19 protein-coding genes are annotated in these 19,518 nt (G+C 61.7%); 12 read left to right on the top strand and 7 right to left on the bottom strand.

All coding sequences use genetic code 11. From position 1 onward, the window contains the following. Positions 1-2: 2 nt before the first annotated feature. Positions 3-3,311 (top strand): autotransporter outer membrane beta-barrel domain-containing protein, encoded by a 3,309-nt coding sequence (locus FAA86_RS12885; protein ID WP_167494968.1) that lies wholly within the window; start codon positions 3-5, stop codon positions 3,309-3,311. Positions 3,312-3,406: 95 nt separating this feature from the next. Here the strand turns inward: FAA86_RS12885 and FAA86_RS12880 are convergent, their stop codons facing one another. From FAA86_RS12880 to FAA86_RS12870, 3 genes are all read right to left on the bottom strand, one after another. Next, entirely contained in the window at positions 3,407-4,012 is a 606-nt protein-coding gene (locus tag FAA86_RS12880; RefSeq protein ID WP_136541145.1) for a cysteine hydrolase family protein, read from the bottom strand. Positions 4,013-4,274: 262 nt separating this feature from the next. Beyond that, positions 4,275-5,513, bottom strand: a complete 1,239-nt coding sequence (locus FAA86_RS12875; protein ID WP_113458685.1) for a saccharopine dehydrogenase family protein — start codon at positions 5,511-5,513, stop codon at positions 4,275-4,277. Between the two features lie 50 nt (positions 5,514-5,563). Continuing rightward, positions 5,564-6,661 (bottom strand): carboxynorspermidine decarboxylase, encoded by a 1,098-nt coding sequence (locus tag FAA86_RS12870; RefSeq protein WP_136541143.1) that lies wholly within the window; start codon positions 6,659-6,661, stop codon positions 5,564-5,566. A 151-nt stretch (positions 6,662-6,812) separates the two neighbouring features. Between FAA86_RS12870 and FAA86_RS12865 the strand changes: the two genes are divergently transcribed. From FAA86_RS12865 to FAA86_RS12835, 7 genes are all read left to right on the top strand, one after another. After that, a complete protein-coding gene (locus FAA86_RS12865) occupies positions 6,813-8,150 on the top strand; it encodes a GGDEF domain-containing protein (RefSeq protein WP_167494967.1) in 1,338 nt (445 codons plus the stop codon). A 95-nt stretch (positions 8,151-8,245) separates the two neighbouring features. Next, a complete protein-coding gene (locus FAA86_RS12860) occupies positions 8,246-9,427 on the top strand; it encodes a benzoate/H(+) symporter BenE family transporter (RefSeq protein ID WP_183954664.1) in 1,182 nt (393 codons plus the stop codon). Next, positions 9,427-9,648, top strand: coding sequence for a hypothetical protein (locus tag FAA86_RS12855; RefSeq protein ID WP_136541139.1), 222 nt, complete (start codon positions 9,427-9,429; stop codon positions 9,646-9,648). Before FAA86_RS12860 ends, FAA86_RS12855 begins: the two co-directional genes overlap by 1 nt. Positions 9,649-9,700: 52 nt before the next feature. Continuing rightward, positions 9,701-9,970, top strand: coding sequence for a BrnT family toxin (locus FAA86_RS12850; RefSeq protein ID WP_136541136.1), 270 nt, complete (start codon positions 9,701-9,703; stop codon positions 9,968-9,970). After that, on the top strand, positions 9,951-10,199 hold the full coding sequence (gene brnA / locus FAA86_RS12845) for a type II toxin-antitoxin system BrnA family antitoxin (RefSeq protein WP_136541134.1): 249 nt from the start codon (positions 9,951-9,953) through the stop codon (positions 10,197-10,199). Before FAA86_RS12850 ends, brnA begins: the two co-directional genes overlap by 20 nt. Before the next feature lie 327 nt (positions 10,200-10,526). Then, positions 10,527-12,242: a 2-isopropylmalate synthase gene (leuA, locus tag FAA86_RS12840; protein ID WP_136541132.1), complete on the top strand. Its 1,716-nt coding sequence runs from the start codon at positions 10,527-10,529 to the stop codon at positions 12,240-12,242. 4 nt (positions 12,243-12,246) lie between these two features. After that, positions 12,247-13,023 (top strand): alpha/beta fold hydrolase, encoded by a 777-nt coding sequence (locus FAA86_RS12835; protein ID WP_136541130.1) that lies wholly within the window; start codon positions 12,247-12,249, stop codon positions 13,021-13,023. Here the strand turns inward: FAA86_RS12835 and FAA86_RS12830 are convergent. After that, positions 13,011-13,937 carry a metallophosphoesterase family protein gene (locus FAA86_RS12830; protein ID WP_136541128.1) on the bottom strand — a complete coding sequence of 309 codons (927 nt, stop codon included), beginning with the start codon at positions 13,935-13,937 and terminating at the stop codon, positions 13,011-13,013. The genes FAA86_RS12835 and FAA86_RS12830 overlap by 13 nt on opposite strands. Before the next feature lie 149 nt (positions 13,938-14,086). Here FAA86_RS12830 and FAA86_RS12825 point away from each other — a divergent pair, with 149 nt between their 5' ends. Then, positions 14,087-14,485: an NUDIX domain-containing protein gene (locus tag FAA86_RS12825; RefSeq protein ID WP_246035071.1), complete on the top strand. Its 399-nt coding sequence runs from the start codon at positions 14,087-14,089 to the stop codon at positions 14,483-14,485. 3 nt (positions 14,486-14,488) lie between these two features. Here FAA86_RS12825 and FAA86_RS12820 read toward each other — a convergent pair whose 3' ends face one another. Then, positions 14,489-15,472 carry a glutathione S-transferase family protein gene (locus tag FAA86_RS12820; protein WP_136541124.1) on the bottom strand — a complete coding sequence of 328 codons (984 nt, stop codon included), beginning with the start codon at positions 15,470-15,472 and terminating at the stop codon, positions 14,489-14,491. 249 nt (positions 15,473-15,721) lie between these two features. On the opposite strand from FAA86_RS12820, the gene FAA86_RS12815 reads away from it, so the two are divergent. Continuing rightward, on the top strand, positions 15,722-16,285 hold the full coding sequence (locus FAA86_RS12815) for a GNAT family N-acetyltransferase (RefSeq protein ID WP_136541122.1): 564 nt from the start codon (positions 15,722-15,724) through the stop codon (positions 16,283-16,285). Between the two features lie 91 nt (positions 16,286-16,376). Further along, positions 16,377-16,505, top strand: coding sequence for a small membrane protein YohP (locus FAA86_RS25115; RefSeq protein ID WP_281281747.1), 129 nt, complete (start codon positions 16,377-16,379; stop codon positions 16,503-16,505). 10 nt (positions 16,506-16,515) lie between these two features. Here the strand turns inward: FAA86_RS25115 and FAA86_RS12805 are convergent, their stop codons facing one another. Together FAA86_RS12805 and FAA86_RS12800 are read right to left on the bottom strand one after the other, a co-directional pair. After that, positions 16,516-17,640, bottom strand: coding sequence for an AI-2E family transporter (locus tag FAA86_RS12805; RefSeq protein ID WP_205910034.1), 1,125 nt, complete (start codon positions 17,638-17,640; stop codon positions 16,516-16,518). Between the two features lie 151 nt (positions 17,641-17,791). Continuing rightward, positions 17,792-18,211 carry a GNAT family N-acetyltransferase gene (locus FAA86_RS12800; RefSeq protein WP_136541120.1) on the bottom strand — a complete coding sequence of 140 codons (420 nt, stop codon included), beginning with the start codon at positions 18,209-18,211 and terminating at the stop codon, positions 17,792-17,794. A gap of 125 nt (positions 18,212-18,336) precedes the next feature. Between FAA86_RS12800 and FAA86_RS12795 the strand changes: the two genes are divergently transcribed. Next, a complete protein-coding gene (locus FAA86_RS12795) occupies positions 18,337-19,512 on the top strand; it encodes a zinc-dependent alcohol dehydrogenase (RefSeq protein WP_136541118.1) in 1,176 nt (391 codons plus the stop codon). Positions 19,513-19,518 lie beyond the last annotated feature (6 nt).

Below are 19,518 nucleotides of genomic sequence, written 5' to 3'. Positions count from 1 at the left end.
AATTGAATGTCTCGACGTGTGTGTGGTGCGGCCTCGTAGCATGGTGGGAGCGGGGTGGATATGGGGGTGAAGGCGATGCGCATCCCAAGTGCGCAGCGTCACACTCGCCGCTGGCCGAGTCATATGTCTGCAGCTTTTGGACATGCTCTATCTCGGTTGCAGCTGTAACTTCGAGTTCGCCCGCAAACTACAATCGGAAATTTCAGATCATGGCTTCCAAGTTGTCTCTGGCTGCGTTCGCCTGCGCGACATTCTTGCCGTGCCATGCAGTTCGGGCCGTCGACATCACGACGCCTACGACTATCTATACGGGAGACGAATACGGCGGCGCGGTCATCGATCTCAGCAGTCGTCTCCGCTACGGTACGGTCGGAACATCCGCCACCTTGACTTCGCCCATCAACCTGGTTGCGAACGCGTCGAGTACGATTTCCGCCACGGATTCGTCGACCCTGACTTTTCAGATATCGGTTTTCGCTGCCGGTCACGAGCTTACCCTCGGTTCGGTCGTGGATACTGGTACCGTCGAAATTACTCGTGTGGGGGGTGGTGGGCTCTCGGGAGCGAATAGTTTTCGTGTTGCAGGTGGAACGGCCGTTGTGTTCGACAATGCCCGCTTCGTGGTCGCGATGGCAGGCGGGACGACCGTGGACGAGGGTGCCACTCTGGTCCTGGATGGCCCAAGTGACGTATATCGGCTCAAGGGATCGGGGCGCTTGGATGCATCCGGAGACGATCTATACCTGATCGAGCCCAATTTCTTCGGCGAAATCAGGAATGTCGACACCCTAACTGCCGGTGGCGGATCGCTCGAAGGGACACTGGTCAATGTCAATCGGCTGGCCGTCGCGGACGGGTCGATCCTCACACTGAACCAGTCCGGTGTGGTCAACACGATTGCGGAGGCGGTCGGGAATCTCTCCTCCGTTTCTGTCGGAGACGGTAGCCAGCTGCAATTCGGGCTCTTCGATCTGACGCTCAACAATCTTTCGGGACTCGGAGTGGTACGAGGAATTGGAGACCTGACGATCAATGGAGGCTCGTTCGACGGCACCTTAGAGAGTGCACAAGACGTAATCTTTACAGGCACATCCCGGTGGCTCGGTAACTTCATTTCGGCACGCAGTGTCATTGTGGAGGATGGCGCAAGCCTGACTTTTGGGGGCAATATTCCTATGACGGGCGACGGCATCCCAGTGGAGATCAACGGCGTCTTGGCCACGTTTGGCGACTGGAGCCTCGGCGCGATCACCGGTGATGGGCACATACGTGCTGCCGTAGACCTGATCGTCGGGGTCGGCGGTGCAAGCAGCCAATTTGATGGTTTTATCGAGGGTTCCAATAGAAGCCGGCTTGTCAAGACCGGGGCCGGAACGCTCACGCTTGGGCAAACCTCAAGCCTCGACGCGGATGTCCGGGTTGATGAGGGTTCCCTCGTCATCGCGACATTGGATGCGGCGGGGGACATCGAGAACAATGCGTCAGTTGTCTTCGATCTGGGGGCGGCCGACGACACCTATGGTGGTGCACTCTCCGGCAGCGGAACCTTTACCAAACTCGGCACAGGCATCCTGACGCTTTCCGGTAGCAACACGCTTTCCGGCACATTTGAAGTGTTTGGCGGAGGTTTGCTGACCAATGGGCTCGGGCTTCAGGGCGATGTCGTCAACAATGCCACGGTTACATTCGACGAACTTTCCGCCGGCACCTATGCCTCGACCATGTCTGGAACGGGGGCGCTGGTCAAAACCGGTGCCGGCAGCCTCAACTGGACTGGAACAGGCACATTCTCCGGCGGGACCGAGGTGGAGGAGGGGCTCCTCTCCGTTAACGGAAACCTCTCCGGATTGGTGACGGTCGATGACGGGGCGGCGCTCGGTGGCTCCGGAACGGTTGGTGCCTTCGATGCGCTGTCGGGCGCGACCATCGCGCCTGGCAATTCCATTGGCACGCTCACCGTGGCCGGCGATGCGGATTTTGCCGCCGGCTCCGTGTATGATGTCGAGGTCGATGGGCTTGGCAATGCAGACTTGATCGATGTCGGCGGTGTGCTCACCGTATCGAGCGATGCCACGGTGAGTGTCGGACCGGAAAACGGCACCGATACCGGCATCGATTATGCCTCGCCGCTCACCTACACGATTGCGACAGCCGCGGGTGGTGTAAGCGGAACCTTTGGGTCAGTTGCCGACAGCTTCGCCTTTCTCGATTCCTCACTCTCCTACGATGCCAATAATATCTACCTGACGCTGACCAGGCTCTCCTTCCCCACCGACCCGGGCAATGACAATGAGGGGGCCGTGGGTGAGGCGATCGACAGCCTGCCGAGCGGGCCGGTGACGGATGCGCTGCTCGGGGTAACGGACGATGAGCGTGCCGATGCGTTGCGGGACCTTTCGGGCGAGATCCATGCCTCGATTGGCCAGGGGCTGGTGGATTCTGTGGGCGTGCTTCGTAATGGGATCCTCTCCGAGCTCGCGGCACCTCAACGCGGTCGCTACTGGAGCATTGCACAGGGTCTACACAGCCATTTCGAGGCCGACACTGTCTCGAGCGAGGGCCGTATGTCGGGCGGTGGTGTCCTGTTTGGCGGTGATATCCTTTACGGCGAGGGCTTGGCGCTCGGCATCATGGCCGGCTACGACCATCTCGGCATGACACTCCCCGACCGGCAATCCGAGGCGTCTGTCGACAGCGTCAGCCTCGGCACTTATGGGCTTTTGGATTATGGCCCGACAGCGCTGCGCTTCGGCGGTCTCTATTCATGGCATGCCATCGACAGTGAGCGTGATGTCGACTTTTCCAGTCTCGACGAAAGATTGACAGCGGACTATCGCGGCTCGACCGTGCAGGGGTTTGCCGAAGCGAGTTATGCGGTAGAGATAGGCGAGACCGTGCTCGAGCCCTATCTGGGAGGGGCGCTGGTTTATGGCCGACAGTCTGAGTTTTCCGAGACGGGTGGCGCAGCCGCTCTTTCCGGCGCGGCCGAGGACCAGTTCAGCGCCTACGGCATGGTCGGGCTTCGTCTGCGGCACGAGTTGATGCTTGGCGAGCGAAAGGTCCGCCTGCATGGCCAACTTGGCATGCAGCATCTTCTCTATGGGGATCGTTCGGCGGCCGTACTTGCGTTCGACGGGAGCGACAACTTCCGGGTGGAGGGCAAGGGGGCCGCGCAAAATGCCGGCGTGCTGAAGTTCGGCATATCCACCGAGATCGCCGCCGGTGCGGATTTCAGCCTCAGCTACGACGCAAGGCTCGGTGAGGGCGACAGCCTGCATTCGGTGAAGGCGGGTCTGCGGGTCGCCTTCTGAGGCATAAACAGTCTGTGTAACCCAATAGAAGACCCCGCCAGATCTGTCCGGCGGGGTCCTGGTCTCCCTCAATCCTCACACGCTAAACCGCGCTCTCAGAGCTCCATGGCCCGATCAAGGTCCACTTCCTGAAATCGGGTTGGGCACTCATTGTCCCGAACCATCTCCACCACATCCTCGACAACCACAACGCGCCCGATCTTCCGATCCAGATAAAGCAGGGTCACGCGCGCGTGTTCGTCATCATAAGAACCGATGCATTCCCTCGGCAGCAGAACGCGGTAGTCTCGTTGATAGGCGTCGATGGCGGCGGTTCGAATGCAGGCGTGGGTGTTGATACCGCAGAGGACGAGATGATCGACCTTCTGCTCCTGCAGGTACTGATCGAGCGTGGTGCCGAAGAAGGCGCTGTAGCGCTTCTTGATGATGGTCACGTCGTTTTCAGAGGCTTCGAGGTCTGGATGAAGTTGTGCGCCCTCTGTTCCCTCGATCACGCCGGCAATGTTCTTGTCCCGCATTTCCAGAAAGGCGTCGCTCAGGTCGGCGCGGAATTCCTGCCGTATCCAGACAATGGGCAGAGTCTCTGCGCGAAAGGTGCGGACGAGGTGGTTCGTGTTCGCGACCAGGGAGGTGACGACGCTGGTATCCAGCGACGCGAGGAAGTCGTTCTGGAGGTCGATGATCAGGAGGCACGGTTTCATGTCGCTGATCGTTATGGGCTTGGCACGACAGACATGTGACGGAGTGGGGTGCCAAGGGTGCAGTCGTCATGCTCGGCCTTGTGCCGAGCATCTGCCGCGGCGTCCGCACTCTCGACCGTGCCGTCTGCCGCTGGCGGCAGTAGATCCTCGGGACTTCGCCCGAGGATGACGCCCGTTGAGGCTTTGGGGTCAACGAAAAACCCCGCCGAATTTCTCCGGCGGGGTCCGTATTCCCTTACTCCTCAAGCGCTTGCCCGCGCTCTTAGAACTCGACAGCCCGATCGCCATCCTCGTCCTGAATGCGAGTCGGCAAACCGATCTTGTTCAGCAGATTGATAAACGGCTTGGGCGGCAGTTCTTCGACGTTGGCCATCTTCTTGACGTCCCATTCGCCTGTCGCGACCAGCATCGCGGCTGCGACCGGGGGGACGCCGGCGGTGTAGGAGATGCCCTGGCTTCCCACTTCGTTATAGGCTTCCTTGTGGTCGGCGACGTTGTAGAGGAAGACGGTCTTTTCCTTGCCGTCCTTGAAGCCCTTCACGTAGTCGCCGATGCAGGTCTTGCCTTCGTAGTTGGGGGCAAGCGATGCCGGGTCGGGCAGGCAGGCCTTGACGACCTTGAGCGGCACGACTTCCGAACCGTCGGCGAGCTTGACCGGCTGTTCGGAGAGGAGGCCGATCGACTTCAATACGGTGAAGACGTTGATGTAGTGATCGCCAAAGCCCATCCAGAAGCGCACGTCGGCGCCGTCCATGTTCTTGGCCAGCGAATGTACTTCGTCATGGCCGCAGAGATAGGCGCGGCGGGTGCCGACGACCGGCAGGTCGTAGTCCTTGCCGATCTCGAACATCTTGTTGACCTTCCATTCGCCGCCCTGCCAGGAATAGACGACGCCGGTGAATTCGCGGAAATTGATTTCCGGGTCGAAGTTGGTGGCGAAGTATTTTCCATGGCTGCCGGCATTGATGTCGACGATGTCGACGTCGGTCACCTTGTCGAGATATTCGTCCTTGGCGAGACGCGCATAGGCGTTGACCACGCCCGGATCGAAGCCGGCGCCGAGGATGGCGGTGATGCCCTTTTCCTCGCATTCGGCGGCACGCTTCCACTCGTAGTTTCCGTACCACGGCGGGGTTTCGCAGATCTTGTTCGGCTCTTCATGGATCGCGGTGTCGATATAGGCGACGCCGGTGTCCATGCAGGCGCGCAGCACCGACATGTTGAGGAAGGCGGTGCCGACATTGATGACGATCTCGGTGCCGAGCTTCTTGATCAGCGCCTTGGTGGCTTCGATGTCGAGAGCGTCGAGCGCATGGGCTTCGAGAACGCCTTCCTGCTTCATCGCCTTCTTCTCGTGCACGGAAGCGATGATGGCGTCGCACTTCGCCTTGGTGCGCGAGGCGATATGGATGTCGCCGAGCACGTCATTGTTCTGCGCACACTTGTGGGCGACCACCTGGGCGACGCCGCCGGCGCCGATGATGAGCACGTTCTTCTTCATAATGGGACCAACTCCTATGTCCAATCGTCAGAACCTGTTCCTGAGGGAGTTCAGGACAGGCTTGTTTCGTAGTCCGTGTAGTCGAACTCACGGACCGTCCTGAGGCTGCCATCCAGTTCGCGGATGGCGATTGCCGGCATTTGCACGCCGTTAAACCAGTTTTTCTTGACCATCGTGTAGCCGGCGGTGTCCTGCAGCGAGATGCGGTCGCCGATGTTCAATTCCTGTTCGAAATTGAACTCGCCGAAGATATCGCCCGCGAGGCAGGACTTGCCGCAGACCTGGTACCGGTGCGGTCCCTGGTTGGGGTGGACCTTCGCGCTTTCCCGGTAGATCAGGAGATCGAGGAGATGCGCTTCGATGGAGGAATCCACCACGACAAGATCCTTGCCGTTGTAAAGCTTGTCGAGCACGGTGACTTCGAGCGTGGTCGACTTGGTGATCGAGGCTTCGCCGGGTTCCAGATAGACCTGGACGCCGAATTCGCCGGAAAAGCGCTTGAGGCGCTCTGCGAATTTTTCGAGCGGATAATCCTCGCCGGTGAAATGGATGCCACCACCGAGCGAAACCCAGTCGGCCTTCTTCAGGAGCGGGCCGAACTTCTGTTCGATGTCGCCGAGCATGCGGTCGAAGAGGTCGAAATCGCCGTTCTCGCAGTTGTTGTGGATCATGAAGCCGGAGATCAGGTCCATGACCGGCTCGACCTTTTTCAGGTCCCATTCGCCCAGCCGCGAAAAGGGGCGGGCGGGGTCCGCCAGATCGAAGCTCGAGGAGGAGATGCCGGGGTTCAGCCGCAGGCCGCGGATGATGCCGGAGGATTGCTTCTCGAAGCGGGTCAGCTGGCCGATCGAGTTGAAGATGATCTTGTCGGCATGGCTGACGACTTCGTCGATCTCGTAATCGGCGTAAGCGACCGAATAGGCATGGGTTTCCTTGCCGAAACGCTCATGGCCGAGGCGGACTTCATTGAGCGACGACGAGGTCGTGCCGTCCATGTAGTCGCGCATGAAATCGAAGACCGACCAGGTGGCGAAGCATTTCAGCGCCAGAAGCGCCTTTGCGCCGGAGAGTTCGCGTAAGGTCGCGATCTTTTCCATGTTCTGGAGCAGCTTGGATTTATCGATCAGGTAATAGGGAGTCTGGATCAAGGCTCTATCCTTCGTGAACCCAGCCATGTCTGGCGGAAGTGAACGGGACGCCCCGAATGCGTCGGGGGGTCCCATAGGCAAAAGGGGGTCAAAAGGCAAGCGGAAGGTCGGGGATTCCACGTCCTCATCCTGTTTGCCGGACGAGAGTGAAATGCCGATGACGGGCGGATGGTGGCGCTTCGTGTTGCCGCTCTGCGTTGAGGGGGATGCAGCCATGCACGGGGCGGCTGGCTGCGTTCAGCAATCGGCAATCTTTGCGTTGCTAAGCCTGGTTGTATCGGTACCGCCTGGACGCCTCATGCATCTCGACCTCGCCACCATTCTCATCCTGCATCCGTTGTCGCTGACAGTCGGTGCGCTGTGCTTCCTCTATCTGCGCTTTCGCTCGCGCCGCAGCCGCGGGCTTGGCAAGATGGCGATCGCGTCTCTGGTGCTGGCGGCAGCCTCCGTGCTTGCGGGAGCATCGGAGCAGGGGGTGCTCGCCTATGCGACCTGGACCTATACGACATCGATCGTCACGCCGATCGCCTATGTGCTGATGCTGGCGGGGCTCACCAATGTGGTGACGGAAGATCGGGCAGGGCGGGTCTGGTGGCTGCTGGCCGTGCCGGCGCTCATCACGATTGCGGCGTTCCTAACCGAGTTTCCGCTGGTACGGGAGTATCGCGGGGCGGTGTTTCTCACCTGCATGGGGGGCTTCTCGGCAGCGTGTGGCGCGCTCGTGCTGGCGGATCCGAAATGCCAGACGCTGACGAGCCGCTACGGGCTTGCCGCCGCCTTCGGCTTCAAGGCGCTGACCGCCATGGCGACATTCGGTGCCCTGCTCAGGCCCGACGTGTTTCAGGTGACGCCTGCGGGTGCGTTTCTCGTTCTCATCCTCTGTCAGTTCGCGATTGCCATGTTCGTGCTGATCCTGGTCCAGGAGCGGGCCGAGCAGCGGCTCATCGCGCTCACCGAAACCGACAGCCTGACCGGAATCCGCAATCGTCACTGGATGATGGATCGCCTGCCGCGCCAGGCGGCCTCCGGCAGCGCATATGTCATCATCGACATCGATCACTTCAAGCAGGTGAACGACCAATACGGGCATCTGGCCGGGGATGCGGTGCTCACCGCGGTGGCGCAGGCGATGACGGACCTGCTCGGCGAAGAGGCGATCCTGGCCCGCATGGGGGGCGAGGAGTTCGGTCTTTATCTGCCGGATACGTCGGAGGTGTCCGCCCTCCAAGCCGCCGAGCATTTGCGAACAAGGATTGCGAGCCTCAGCATCGCACATGAGGGCACGACGATCCCGGTGACACTGAGTGCGGGTGTCGCGACAGCGCCGCTGCCGATGTCCGTGACGCAGTTGATCGCGCGGGCCGACGAGGCGCTTTATGCCGCCAAGCGTAGCGGGCGCAACCGGGTGGTCGAGGCGCGTCTCGATGCCGCGGCCGTTGAAGGCGCTGCCGCGTTCGACCGGATTATGCTGACCGAGAGCTTCGCTTGAGCCCGGGCGGAACCTTTGGGCCCGGCCTGCGGCTTGCCAGCACCGGCAGAATTTGATTGGCCTTGCGTCATTCCTCTTTCTCTGGCGAGTCCATCATGCTGAAAGACTTTTCCCCTCAGGCCGCCTTCATGGGCCTGCTCGTTGCCTTTGTCGGTTTCGCCAGTTCCTTTGCCGTCGTGCTGCAGGGGCTGAAGGGCGTCGGCGCCACGGATTACGAGGCGGCATCGGGGCTGATGGCGCTATCGGTCGCCATGGGCATCTGCGGCATCGTCTTGAGCGTGTGGACGAAGCTGCCTGTCTCGGTCGCCTGGTCGACGCCGGGAGCGGCATTGATGGCGACCGCGGGCATTCCGCTTGGCGGCTTTTCGGCGGCCGTCGGCGCCTTTCTTGTCTGTGCGGCGTTCATTGTGCTCGCCGGGCTGATCCGGCCGTTCGGGCGGGCGGTGGCCGCAATCCCTGCACCGATCGCCAATGCCATGCTGGCGGGCGTGATCCTCAATCTCTGTTTTGCGCCGTTCAAGGCGGTGGCCTTCGATGCGGCACTCGGTCTGCCGATCCTCGTCGTCTGGGCCGTGGTGGCGGCCTTCAAGCGACTTTATGCGGTGCCGGCGGCCCTTGTCGCCTTTGTGGTGGTGCTCGTCTTCGGCGTCGACCTGCCGCAAGGTGCCATGGCGAGCTGGGCGGCGTCGCTTGCGCCGCCGGTGGAATTCGTGATGCCGGTCTTCACGTTGCCGGCCCTCGTTTCGATCGCGCTGCCGCTCTTCATCGTCACCATGGCGTCGCAGAATATTCCCGGCATCGCGATCCTCAAGGTCAACAAATACGAGCCGAACCCGGGACCGATGTTTGCCGTGACCGGCCTGTTCTCGGCGCTCTCTGCGCCCTTTGGCGGCCACGCCGTCAATCTCGCGGCGATCACGGCGGCGATGTGCGCGGGCGAGGATGCGCATGCCGATCCGGGCAGGCGGTACTGGGCGGCGATCATTGCCGGGATCGGCTATGTGCTGCTGGGGCTTGCGGCCGGTGCCGTGACCGGGTTCGTGTCGCTCGCGCCGCCGATCCTGATCCAGTCCGTCGCAGGGCTGGCATTGATCAGCGCTTTTTCCGGATCCTCTGTCGCGGCCTTTCAGGCGCCGGAGACGCGCGAAGCGGCGGCCGTGACATTCCTGGTGACGGCGTCCGGGATTTCGATCCTCGGGATCTCCGGGGCGTTCTGGGGGCTGATTGCGGGCGTGGCAATGCTGGGTCTGGTGAAACTTGCGAGAGCCCGGGGCTGATGAGGCTTCGCATTCGGGCGATCGTCTTTGCACTTGCAGCCGGCTTCTTCGGCTACGTCTTCTACACGCGCTACTGGATCTGGCGAGACTGCATCGCGGCCTCGCAATCGAGCTGCCTGACGCCCGACGGCAGCAATGTCACCGATGGCGGAATGGTCTGGGGCGTGGTTGCACTCGGCTTCGCGGCGGCGGCTCTCATCGCTCAATTCGGGCGGCGCTGATCGGCGTGTGCCTCATCTGGCGCAATCGTTATGGTTGCGCTAGGTTTTAGGCATGGAGTTCGAGTTCGATCCTGCCAAGAGCGAAGCAACCACGGTGAAGCACGGAATCGATTTCGTCGCAGCGCAGGAGTTGTGGTATGATCTCTACGCTGTCGATGCGGATGCCGGACATACAGAGGAACCGAGGCGGATTCGTGTAGGTCGGATCTCCGGCGTTTTATGGACGGGTGTGTATGTTCTGCGGAACGGGCGCGTTCGGATCATATCGGTCCGCCGAGCAAGAATTCAGGAGAGGCGTGGCTATGAAGACAATCAGCGCTGAAGAGTTCGACCGCAAGTTCGATGCTGGCGAAGATATCAGCGAATACGTCGACTGGAGCACGGCGACACGTCCCAATCTCGAACCGGTTGAGCTGACAGTTACCATCATGCGCGGAACGAAGCTCAGGCTTGAGCGTCAGGCGAAGCAGCTCGGTGTCTCCGTCGATTCCCTACTTGAAGAGTGGCTGCGCGAGAAACTGGACGCGGCGCGACCATCAGCAGCCGAATAACACTCTTGCGCGATTCAATTCGTCGCGGTATTCCTCATCCCATGAAGATCAACGGCACGACCATTTCTGCGACTGACATGACGGCCCGCTCTGCGGCCGGCTTCGTCGCGTCGGTGCCAAACTCGCTTCTTCTTCTCGGCCTTATCCGCGGTTGCCGGGTCCATTGAGGAGCGCCCGGCGGCCGGGTCAGCCGTTTGGCGATTGCTCCTCGAAATCCCCCTTTGTAATGCAATCCATCCCTTGAAAAGGGCCTGTCCGGACGTGTCAAAGCCAGACTGATTTGCTATCAGCTGCTCACGCCGACGAGGACGAGAAGAGACGAAGACGATGATTTTGAAGACCCATACCGTCAAGCAGGGCATGCCGGACGCTTCGCAGAAGTATCGCCCCTATCCGCAAATCGACATTTCAGACCGCACCTGGCCGTCCAAGGTGATCGACAAGGCGCCGATCTGGTGCTCGGTGGACCTGCGCGACGGTAACCAGTCGCTGGTCAACCCGATGGGCCATGACCGCAAGGCCCGCATGTTCCAGCTCCTGCTCGACATGGGCTTCAAGGAAATCGAGATCGGCTTCCCGTCGGCCTCGCAGACCGATTTCGACTTTGCCCGCTGGTGCGTGGAAGAGGGCGGCGTTCCGGCCGATGTCTCGCTCCAGGTTCTGGTGCAGTGCCGGCCTGAACTCATCACGCGCACCTTCGAGGCGCTGGAAGGCGCGACCAAGCCGATCATCCACTTCTACAATTCGACCTCCGAGCTGCAGCGCCGCGTGGTGTTCGGCAAGGATGTCGCCGGCATCAAGCAGATCGCTGTCGATGCCGCCAAGATGATCATGGACATGGCGGCCAAGGCCGGCGGCGGCTATCGTTTCGAATACTCGCCGGAAAGCTTTACCGGCACCGAGCTGGAAGTCGCGCTGGAGATCTGCAATGCCGTGATCGCCGAGGTGAAGCCGACGGCGGAGAACAAGCTGATCCTGAACCTGCCGTCGACCGTGGAGATGTCCACGCCGAATATATATGCCGACCAGATCGAATGGATGTGCCGCAACATCGACAACCGCGAAAACGTGCTGATCTCGCTGCATCCGCATAACGACCGCGGCACCGGGATCGCGGCAACCGAACTCGGTCTGATGGCCGGTGCCGATCGCGTCGAGGGCACGCTGTTTGGCAATGGCGAGCGCACCGGCAATGTCGACATCGTCACGCTGGCGCTCAACATGTATACCCAGGGCGTGGACCCGGAGCTCGACTGCTCCGACATCGAGCGGATCAAGGCGGTCTACGAATATTCCAACGAGATGGTCATTCCGGAGCGTCACCCCTATGTCGGCGAACTGGTCTACACAGCCTTCTCGGGCTCGCACCAGGATGCGATCAACAAGGGCATGAAGGCGATCCGCCAGGCGAATTCGCCAGTCTGGGAGGTGCCTTACCTGCCGATCGACCCGCAGGATGTGGGCCGCACCTACGAGGCGATCATCCGCATCAATTCGCAGTCGGGCAAGGGTGGCATCGCCTATATCCTGCAGGAGGATTACGGCATCAACCTGCCGCGCAACCTGCAGATCGAGTTCCGCGAGGATATCCAGCGGATCACCGACGAGGGTGGCAAGGAACTGCCGTCGAAGGCGATCTACGAACGCTTCATCGAGCGCTATGTCGACCAGACCGGCGCCCGCATCAAGTTCGTCGATCACCACACCTATCCGGCCGGCTCCGACCAGAAGGGGATCCGTGTCGTGGCTGCCGAGATCACCGATAACGGCGAGACGAGGCGGATCGAGGGCAAGGGCACGGGGCCGATCGACGGGTTCGTCAACGCGCTCTCGACCTACCTCGGGATTGAGCTCACCGTGCAGGATTACTCCGAGCATTCGCTGCAGCATGGCTCGAATGCGGCTGCGATCGCCTATGTCGAGATGGCGCATGCCGGCGGCAAGCTGTTCGGGGCTGGCATCAACACCAATATCGTGACGGCCTCTCTGGAAGCCATCGTCTCGGCCGCCAACCGAGTGCTGGACGAGCAGAAGAAGGCCTGATGTCATGACACTCTTCGCCGAGGTCCGACATGCGTCCTCGGCGAAGGTCCCGCTTGTGCTGCTGCACGGATTTGGCGGGATCGGCGCGCTCTGGGCGCCGGTTGTCGCGCGGCTCGATCCGGATCTGCCGCTTGTCATCTACGACCTTCCCGGGCATGGGGCCTCGCTCGATGCAGAGGGCGTCGGGCATGCCGGCGTGATGGCCAGGGCCATTCTCGAGGATCTCGACCGGCGAGGCCTGTCCTCCTTCCATCTCTGCGGCCATTCCATGGGCGGGGCGATTGCCGCGCTGATCGCGCTGAAGGCTACGGATCGCGTCCGATCACTGACGCTGCTCTCGCCGGGTGGCTTCGGCTTCGAGATCAATCATGATGCGTTGCGGCGCTATGGCTCAGCCGTGGCGCATGATGCGCTGGCGGCTGGGTTGGCCGCGATGTTCGCGCCGGATGTCCGGCCGGATGCCTCAGGCATCGATCAGCTCGCGGATGCGCGTCGGCTTCCCGGCGCGACCGAGCGCCTGATGGAGATCTTGCACTCCTTTCTCGTGGAGCTAGGCGGCCGGATCGGGCAGGGGACCTTGCCACTTGCTCGCTTCGAGGCGCTTGGCATCCCGACGCGGCTCTTGTGGGGGACGGAAGATCCGATCCTTCCAGTCGCGCAAGCCGGTCATGTCTGGCCAAGTGCTGAGGTGAGGCTCATCGACGGTGTGGGGCATATGTTGATCGAGGAGGCGCCGGAGGCGGTGGCATCAGCGATTGCGGCAGCGGTTCAGGCGGACTGAACCGCTTCCCCCATCAGGCGCTCGCTGTGGTCGAGCTTGAGTGGCGCGTCTTCGCTTTCGATCTTGTAGCGCTGCCAGTCGAGCTGCCAATTGCCCGCTTCACCGGTAATCGAGAAGAGATTGTAGCCGGCGGCCGGCTTCTTGGCGCCGGGGCCTTGGCTTGCTGAAGCGATGCCGACGACGGGCACCTTCTTCTCGCGATCTGCCAGCCAATAGAGCGTGTTCAGATGCGTATGGCCATGCAGCACGAGTTCGGCGCCGCCCTTGCGGATGGCCGCGGCAAAGCGACGGATGCCGAGCATGCGCTTGTGCTGAGGGGCGGCACCGCGGATCGGCGGATGGTGGATCATCACCACGCGGAACAGGCCCTCTTCGCCGGCGGCCTTAAGCAGGGCTGCGGTCTCTCGCGCCTGGCGGCCGCTGAAATAACCCTGCGCGGAAAAGGGTGGCGTGGCGATCGAGGTGGAACAGCCAACCAGGGCGACGGGCCCGCGGCGTCGGATATAGGGGAAGAGCTTGTGGTCGTCCTGGAAGATCAACGGATCGTCGTCGCCGCGCATGTAGTCGTACCAGGCCTGGACCACGCGTTCATGGGCGCCGGGTACATAGGCGTCGTGATTGCCCGGCACGACGGAGGTGTCGAGCGGGGCGCCCGCTTCCTTCAGCCATTCCGAGACGAGCTTGACCTCGAGCTTGGAGGCGAGGTTGACGAGGTCGCCGGTGATGGCGAGGTGGTCGGGGTTTTCGGCGCGCAGGGCGTCGAGGACCATTTCCAGTGCATTGGGGAAAAGATGCTTGCGGCGGTTGCGATGCCAGTTCACATAGCCGGTAATTCGCTTCGACGCCAATTCCCGGATCGTCAGGTTCGGCAGCGGGCCGAGATGCACGTCGGAGATGTGGGCGAGCTTGAACATGGCGCTTCTCTTAACGGCGCTGACACCGAGGGGCAAGGAAAATGAGGCCAGCAGGTGGTGCCGGAACCGGCTCCGATAGCGAAAGGCTCGGATGGCCGAAGAGGTTCCTTGTTCGCGTGCTGCATGTCTATTTCGCGCTGAGCCGCGGCATGACGCTCGGCGTACGGGCCGCCTGTTTCGACGAGGCCGGCCGGATCTTTCTCGTGCGCCATACCTATGTTCCCGGCTGGCATCTGCCGGGTGGCGGCGTGGAGCGCGGCGAGACGGCGATGGATGCGCTGATCAAGGAGATGCGGGAGGAGGGCAATCTGGAGGCGATCAGCGTCCCGGCGCTCTTCCACGTCTATTTCAACGCGCGGATCAGCGGGCGTGACCATGTTCTTCTCTACCGCGTCGACGTGCGGCAGACGGCCGAGCGACCTGCCGACCGGGAGATCGCGGAAGCCGGCTTCTTCCCGCTCGACGCCCTGCCGGAAGGCACGACCGAGGCAACGCGGCTTCGCATCGCGGAGCTGCGCGGGGAAACCTCCCCCGCGCATTACTGGTGAAGATCAGGCGCCAAGCGTCTCACGGCCGTGCGGGGCGGTCAGTTCCTCGTCCGGGCCAACGGGAACGACGCCGGTCGGGTTGATCATGGTGTGGCTGCGGTAATAGTGATGCTTGATGTGGCGCATCTCGACCGTCTCGGCCACACCCGGCGTCTGGTAGAGATCGCGCAGATAGGCGGATAGTGCCGGGTAATCCGCGATACGGCGGATATTGCACTTGAAGTGGCCGACATAGACGGGGTCGAAACGCACGAGCGTGGTGAAGAGCCGCCAGTCGGCCTCCGTCATGCTGTTATCGAAGAGATAGCGCTGGGTCTTCAGGCGATCTTCCAGCCAATCGAGCGTTTCGAAGAGCGGGAAGACCGCACTTTCATAAGCTTCCTGGGTCGTGGCGAAACCGGCCTTGTAGACGCCGTTGTTGACGGTGTCGTAGACGCGTTTGTTCACTTCGTCGATTTCGGCATGCAGAGCCTCAGGATGCATGTCGAGGGTCGAGCCCGTCAGGTGGTCGAAGGCCGAATTGAACATGCGGATGATTTCGGCCGACTCGTTGGAGACGATCGTACCTTTCTGCTTGTCCCAGAGGACGGGGACGGTCACGCGGCCCGAGAAATTCGGGTCGGCCTTGACATAGACCTGCCAGAGATAGTCGGAGCCGAAGAGTTGGTCGGCAGTCGCGCCGTCGCGCTCATGAAATTCCCAACCGTTTTCCAGCATCAGGGGATCGACGACCGAGACCGAGATCAGGTCTTCGAGACCCTTCAGCTTGCGGAAGATCAGCGTCCGGTGGGCCCAGGGACAGGCATAGGAGACATAGAGGTGATAGCGCCCGGCCTCTGCCTTGAAGCCGCCTTCACCGGAGGGACCGGCCGAACCATCCGCCGTCACCCAGTTGCGGAAGCTCGAATCGGCGCGCTTGAAATGCCCGGATGTCGATTTCGTGTCGTACCAGACGTCCTGCCAGACGCCATCTACCAGCCTGCCCATGATCGGTTCCTTGTCGTTTCAACTTGACCCGGAAGATACGGCGGTTGGCCGCGATTGCGAGGGGCGATGGGTTGAACACTGCGTTTTCCGTTGGACGGGAATAAATTTTGCTGCTATCGGAACCAAACTCAAAACCTAGAAGGCCCCTATGACCATCGCACGGAACCCACGACGACGCTGAAGCTCTCGAACGCACGAGCCCCGTGCGATTGAACCTAATTGCTGTCTGTCTACTGGTTTCGGTCATCCATGTTTCACTCCGGCCTTGTCTACCTCACCGAGGATGCGTCGCACGACGCGGTTATTGAAGTCATCAACGAAGAAGCCTTTGGTCCCGGTCGGCACACGCGTGCTGCCGCGCGCATTCGCGAGCAGGGGCCGCATGACCGGTCGCTCTCCTTCATCTGTGCCGACAATGGCGAGACGATTGCCTCCGTGCGCATGACGCCGGTTCTCGCCGGTGGCGTGAAGGGACATCTGCTCGGGCCGCTTGCCGTGCGGCCATCCCACAAGAACCGGGGCATTGGTCGCGAATTGGTGCGGATCGCCATCGAAGCGGCCCGGCGCAAGGGCTCGGAAGGCGTCATCCTGATCGGGGACCCGCCCTATTACATGCCGCTCGGTTTCGAGAAGGTCGCCTACAAGGCGCTGGAGTTCCCGGGGCCGGTCGATCCGAACCGCGTGCTGGTCGTGCCCTTGGCGGATGATGTGCATGCGCGGCTGAAGGGCGTGATCGCGTGGCACGATCCTGAAGCTTTTCAGGTGGAAGCCCTGGGCGCCTTCACATCCGCCAAGGTCTACGCGGCAGGCTGATCCTCCACCATTCCCGGTGTTCCGGTGCCTCAAGTGGAACCAAGGCTGAACTGAGCTGTTCCCCTGTCTTGTCCCCGCAGATATCGGCCACTTGTCGGTCGATCATGCGCTGAACCAGAGAGGAGACGCTGACATGCTTAAGTTCATCGGTGGAACAGTCGGAGCCATCTTTCTCATCGGGCTGATCGTGGTGATCCTGTTCCTGATGCTGATTTTCTAAGACCTGATGTCTAGGAGCTTAGGCGGGCGGCCTTGCCGCTCGTCTCCGGCTTCGTATTCGCTGAAGCCTCCGTGATGATTTCCGACGACGGACGCTCCCGTTCCAGCCATGCCCCGACATAGACGCGGTAGATCAGCTGCATTCCGAGCGCCGTGAGCGGGGTTGCCATTGCAAGGCCGATCAGCCCGAAGAGCGTTCCGAAGATCAGCTGCGAAGAGATGACCAGGACGGGCGGCAGCGAGACCTTTTCCTTCTGTACAAGAGGTGTGACCACGTAACTCTCCAGCGTCTGCACGGAGAGATAGACGGCGAGCACCATCAGCACCGCGTTCGTGCCGTCGGGAACGGCGAGCAGGAGGCCGGGTATTGCGGCGAGGATCGGCCCGACATTCGGGATGAAGGCGAGCAGGCCGGCGATCAGTCCCAGCACCAGAGCAAGCGGAATGCCGATGAGCCAGAGGCCCAGGCCGGTGAGGATCCCGACGACCGACATCGAGATCAGCTGTGCGGAGAGCCAGCTCTGCAGCGTCGCAACACTCTCGTTCAGCACTTCGCCTGCTTCGGGGCGCAGCGAGGGCGCGAAGAGCTTGATGAAGCCACGGCGATAGGTGCCCGGGTCGAAGGCGCCGTAAAGGGCGATGAACAGCAGAAGCACGGTGTTGCCGAGATAGCCGAAGGCGGAGCCGAGCGCCTGGGTTGCCGCCCCGCCGAAGGCACCCGACCAGATGTCGGCTTCCCCCATGCGATCGAGGATTTCTCGACCCCAGGCGTATTGCTCGAGGCGGGAGGTGAGGCTCTCGGCCGCGTCCGGGATCTGGCGCCACAGTTCATCGAACTGCGTCGAAATGGCCGGCGCGGCCGCGGTGCCGGCGAGCGCGAGGCCGAGCAGGATCGCCAGCAGAAACAGAGCAACACCCCAGACAGGGCGCAGCGAAAGGTGACGGGCGAGCCAGACGCCGCCAGCGCGGAAGAAGACCGCGAGCAGCATGCCGGCAAAGATCATCAGCACGGTTCCCGGCAGCAGGACGAGGAACAGGATCAACGCCGCTGCCAGCACCACAAGCGAGATCGAAGGTCTCGACCAGCCTCTTTCCCGCTCCACACGCTGGTGCGGTGCCATGTCCTGTCGTGTCATTTGATCGCCCCTTGTTCGCGTCGATGGCCGGCGGTCGGCCGCCGTGGTCGCACAAGTGGAACAACTGCGCTGGCGTGATGTTCCGCGATTGGACGATTTGGCTTTGCAGCGAGGCGGAGCAACGGAAATGCAAGGCTGCGCGAGAAAAACTTCAGAACCGCTTGAGCAGCCAGCAGATATCGTGGCCCTGCGCAAAATTCTCGATGCGGCCGAAGACGCTGTATCCGGCGCGTTCGTAAGCGCGACGTGCCACCGGATTGATCGTGTCGATATTGGCACCGATGCAGCCGCGCGCCCGCGCTTCCTCTTCGGCGAGCGCCAGAAGTTTGCCGGCCATGCCCTCTCCGCGCAGACGTTCGGGGACGAAAAGCAGTTCCACGTATAGCCAACCTCGACCGGTATAGCCGATCAGGCCACCATCGACGCTCCCGTTCTCCGCCGTGATCGGGATGAAGAGCTCCCTGCGGTCTGTCGGGCCGAGCAGGGTGTCGTTGTGCGCGCGGATGCCGGCGAGGATCTTCTCGCGGGCGGCTTCGGGAACAGTGTCTGTCAGGGTGAGCGGTGTCGTCATGCCTGCAGTTTCGCTGCTCGGCGTGGCCCTGTCGAGGGTGGCTCTCAAACTTTGTCGGAACCGTTCGGCGCAGTTCTTGTTGGGCAGGTATCAACCTGAACAGGGAAGACAGCGAGGAGACCCGGATGCGCGCATTGGTATGGCACGGCAAGGAGGATATTCGATGTGATCGGGTATCGGATCCGGAGATCGAGGATCCACGGGATGCGATCATCAAGGTGACGAGCTGCGCGATCTGCGGCTCGGACCTGCATCTCTTCCACAATTTCGTGCCGGCGATGATGCCGGGCGACATCATGGGCCACGAAACCATGGGCGAGGTCGTCGAGACCGGTTCCGGTCTGAACGGCACACTGAAGAAAGGTGACCGGGTCGTCATTCCCTTCACGATCACCTGCGGTGAATGCGAGCAGTGCCGCCGCGGCAACTACTCCGTCTGCGAGACGACCAACCGCAAGAAGGAACTGTCCGAGAAGGTCTTCGGTCATACGACCGGCGGTCTCTTCGGCTACACCCATTTGACGGGCGGCTATCCGGGCGGGCAGGCGGAGTATCTGCGGGTGCCCTATGCCGACAGCACGCATATCAAGGTGCCCGACAGTATGAGCGACGAGCAGGCGCTGTTCTTGAGCGATATCCTGCCGACCGGCTGGCAGGCGGCAGTCCAATGCGAGATCGAGCCGAGCGACACCGTCGTCGTCTGGGGCTGTGGTCCCGTCGGGCAGATGGCGATCCGCAGTGCCGTGCTGCTCGGTGCGGCGCAGGTCGTAGCGATCGATTACCTTCCCGAGCGTCTCTCCATGGCCGAGGCCGGCGGCGCAATTACCATCAACTTCAAGGAAGAGAGCGTCATCGAGCGGCTCGATGAACTGACCAAGGGCAAGGGGCCGGAGAAGTGTATCGATGCCGTCGGCATGGAAAGCCATGTCTCGATGAGCCATCCCGACACGCTGATGGACCGCGCCAAGCAGATGATGCTGATGGAAAACGATCGGCCGCATGTGCTGCGTGAAATGATCTACGTCTGCCGGCCGGGCGGCATCATCTCCATTCCGGGCGTCTATAGCGGCCTCATCGACAAGGTGCCGATGGGCATGGCGATGAACAAGGGGCTGACCTTCCGCATGGGGCAGACGCATGTGAAGCGCTGGACGGACGATCTGGTGCGCCGGATCGAGGAGGGGCAGATCGACCCGTCCTTCGTCATCACCCACACCGTCGGCCTCGAAGAGGGGCCCGAGATGTACAAGGTGTTCCGCGACAAGCAGGACAGCTGCATCAAAGTCGTCCTGAAGCCGTAACCGGAG

It is taken from the genome of Rhizobium rosettiformans W3 (genome assembly GCF_004912135.1).
Classification (GTDB): domain Bacteria; phylum Pseudomonadota; class Alphaproteobacteria; order Rhizobiales; family Rhizobiaceae; genus Allorhizobium; species Allorhizobium rosettiformans.
The sequence above is the reverse complement of the archived record's forward strand: the minus strand, read 5'-3'. Positions and strand labels throughout refer to the sequence as shown.